Source organism: Rhizobium sp. SEMIA 4085 (genome assembly GCF_013004495.1).
GTDB classification, from domain to species: domain Bacteria; phylum Pseudomonadota; class Alphaproteobacteria; order Rhizobiales; family Rhizobiaceae; genus Rhizobium; species Rhizobium gallicum.
Window position 1 is genome coordinate 1 of record NZ_JABEPH010000568.1, and the last position, 2,472, is coordinate 2,472.

A 2,472-nucleotide genomic window follows, 5' to 3' on the forward strand; every position below is an offset into this window, starting at 1 on the left:
GAGCCACACAGCACAGACCACGGCGCCCTGAAAAAGCACTTCCCTGTCCCAGGCAATCGGTCACAGCAATAAACGAGGTCCATCATGAAATGGGAATACCTGACAGTCGACAAGACACTCGATAACCAGCAGATGAACGAACTTGGTGACGCCGGGTGGGAATTAGTTGCGGTCGTTTCACCAGCGCATTTCGTCTTTCATTATTTCTTCAAGCGGGAAGCTCAGCCGCTATAGCAACTATCGAAGGACTGAAGCGTTTACAGGCGTCTTGCCTTTTAGCAATGCAAATGGCGCCCGGCAGGGGCGGGACGACCGCGATCTGGCCCCGCAATCGCTGGGCAATCCCTTATCAGTGGAATTCAGCAGATTGGGCTGAGCGCTGCAAATTGGGTTCATCGGAGAATGACAGTTAGCCCGTGCAGTTACGGAAAAGGAAGAACAGATGAAGGCTGCAGTCTATGGCAACCCTGGTGTTCCGGCCGTTCTTGAATATGTCGATATGCCGGATCCTGCCTGCGGGCCGGGCGATGTGCTCATTGCCGTCGAGGCTATTTCCATTGAGGGAGGCGACCTCATTGGTGAATTGCACTGAGAGCTGACCCAGGCTCCACCCGCTTCATGTTTCGGACATGGTTCCGCAAAACCATGTGCATGGGCGCTGCCAAGTTTGGGACGCGCCTAACCTCATCGTCACCGACGCCAGCGCCTTCCCCGGCAGTGGAGTTGCCGGCACCACCCTCACCGTCATGGCCCTGACCCTTTGCGCCTGCCGTCATCTCGTTGATGGAGAAGAGTATTCCTCTTAAAAAGGCTCTAACGCAGATGAGCAACTGCCCGATTACACCAGGTCTTGAGTGGAATCGAACCGCCGACGGCCTTATTTGGGCCAGAAATCCAGCTGGATTTCTTAGTGAAAATTCTAGGTAGGCGCCATGGGACCTTCCTTTCCACGCATATTGTCTGTGGAGGATCTGTCGGCGGGTTCAGAAGGGAACGCACGGCGGCCACTGTGGAAAACATCGTGAAGCCCGCTCACATCGCGAATGTCGATTTCGATGTTCTGTGCACCCCTCTCGCTTCAACGCGGAAGCATAACGGGCATCACGAGTGACCACAGTTATGGCCATTTCGCAATGCCGCCTACGGGCTTGCCCAGCAAGATACGCCTCGCATCAGGCGCACGCCGATGCGGATCGCACTGAATGGCTTTCCGATTTTTTCGCGCACAATTGTCGCAAGCCCGCGAACCCGATCGTCATGATTAATGTGGCGGCGAAGACCGCCTGAATTCGAACTAGAGGAAAGCACGTATGTCCCCAGGATGGCTCGCACTCCCTCGAACTGCCGCGGTGGCCCTCACGCTAGCTGTTACCGGTTTTGCGCAGGCGGCTGATGTAAAATTGACGCCGCCCCAGATGCGAGAGGATCTTACCTTTTTAAAAGAGAAATGGGCTCCGCTGGATAAAAGCTTCAGCGACAGCCAGAGGGTGGCGTTCGGCCGGCATCTTGATGAGACCGCCTCTGCGGTGGAAGATCTGGAGCCGGAAGAGTTCGCGCTCGAAGTGATGAAGGCCGTGGCCATCGCGCGCAACGGACACACCAACGCCAATGTCGGGACTTTGCTTGGCGCCGACCTTCCCGTACGCGTGTGGTCGTTTTCCGATGGGCTTTATATCGTCAAGACTCACCCGGATTTCGAATGGTTGCTTGGCGCACGAATCGACGGAATCGGCTCCCTAACAACGCAGGAAGCGCTCGACCGGGTGCGCGCCTACCTTCCCGGCACGGACCAGCGGATTCGTTTTCTCTCCCCCGGCTATCTGGTTGCGCCCGCCGTCCTTGAGCAGATCGGCGCCGTCGACGGCACGGACCACGTTCCATTGACCTTGCAGTTTGACGATGGACGGACGGAGATCGTCGAGCTTGCGCCTACGAAAGGCGAAGATCCCGGCGATGAGCGCAAGGCAAGCCTGAACAGGGGCTATTCCGTGCTTATTCCCGACGATCCGGACTTGCCGGGACGCTGGCGCCATCTGCTCGACGGCCGCAAGGAGCTGCCGCCGATCTATGGCAAGCGCAATGATGTGGCGCGCTTCCTCGATGATTCCAAGAAGGTGCTCTACATCCGTAACGACATGGCAAGAAGCATCGACGAAACGCCCCTGCCGGACAAGTTCGCCGGCGTTGTCCTCGACAAAATCCTGCCGATGCAGCCCAAGCACATCATCGTCGACCTCCGCCTGAACAATGGCGGCGACTTCTTCAACACGATCCTGTTTTCCCGGGCGATACCTCGACTTGTGCCGCGCGACGGACGTGTGTTCGTGCTTGTCGGGAGGGCAACCTTCTCTGCCGGCATTACGACCGCGGCCATGCTTAAGGGACAGGGAGGCGACGAGGGCCATCTAGTCGGCGAACCGATGGGGGATGGCGGCCAGTTCTGGTCCGAGGGCAAGTATGTCAAGGGTCGGA

The 2,472-nt window shown here is 57.7% G+C and carries 3 protein-coding genes and 1 pseudogene; all 4 read left to right on the top strand.

Annotated features, from left to right (window positions below; genetic code table 11):
- Positions 1-84: 84 nt before the first annotated feature.
- Positions 85-234, top strand: a complete 150-nt coding sequence (locus tag C9413_RS31025; RefSeq protein WP_017957033.1) for a hypothetical protein — start codon at positions 85-87, stop codon at positions 232-234.
- 208 nt (positions 235-442) lie between these two features.
- The gene (locus C9413_RS31030; protein ID WP_318299991.1) at positions 443-592 is read left to right on the top strand and encodes a hypothetical protein; all 150 of its coding nucleotides are present in this window, start codon (positions 443-445) and stop codon (positions 590-592) included.
- 17 nt (positions 593-609) lie between these two features.
- Positions 610-806 (top strand): annotated as a pseudogene (locus C9413_RS31035) (GMC oxidoreductase); the annotation flags it as partial.
- A gap of 504 nt (positions 807-1,310) precedes the next feature.
- Positions 1,311-2,472, top strand: a 1,162-nt coding sequence (locus C9413_RS31040; RefSeq protein ID WP_170251400.1) for a peptidase S41, incomplete at its 3' end; no start/stop codon positions are given.

What these genes read in the sequence shown, in the direction of transcription:
- C9413_RS31025 (WP_017957033.1), top strand. Translation starts at nt 85, where the DNA reads ATGAAATGGGAATACCTGACAGTCGACAAGACACTCGATAACCAGCAG.
- C9413_RS31030 (WP_318299991.1), top strand. Translation starts at nt 443, where the DNA reads ATGAAGGCTGCAGTCTATGGCAACCCTGGTGTTCCGGCCGTTCTTGAA.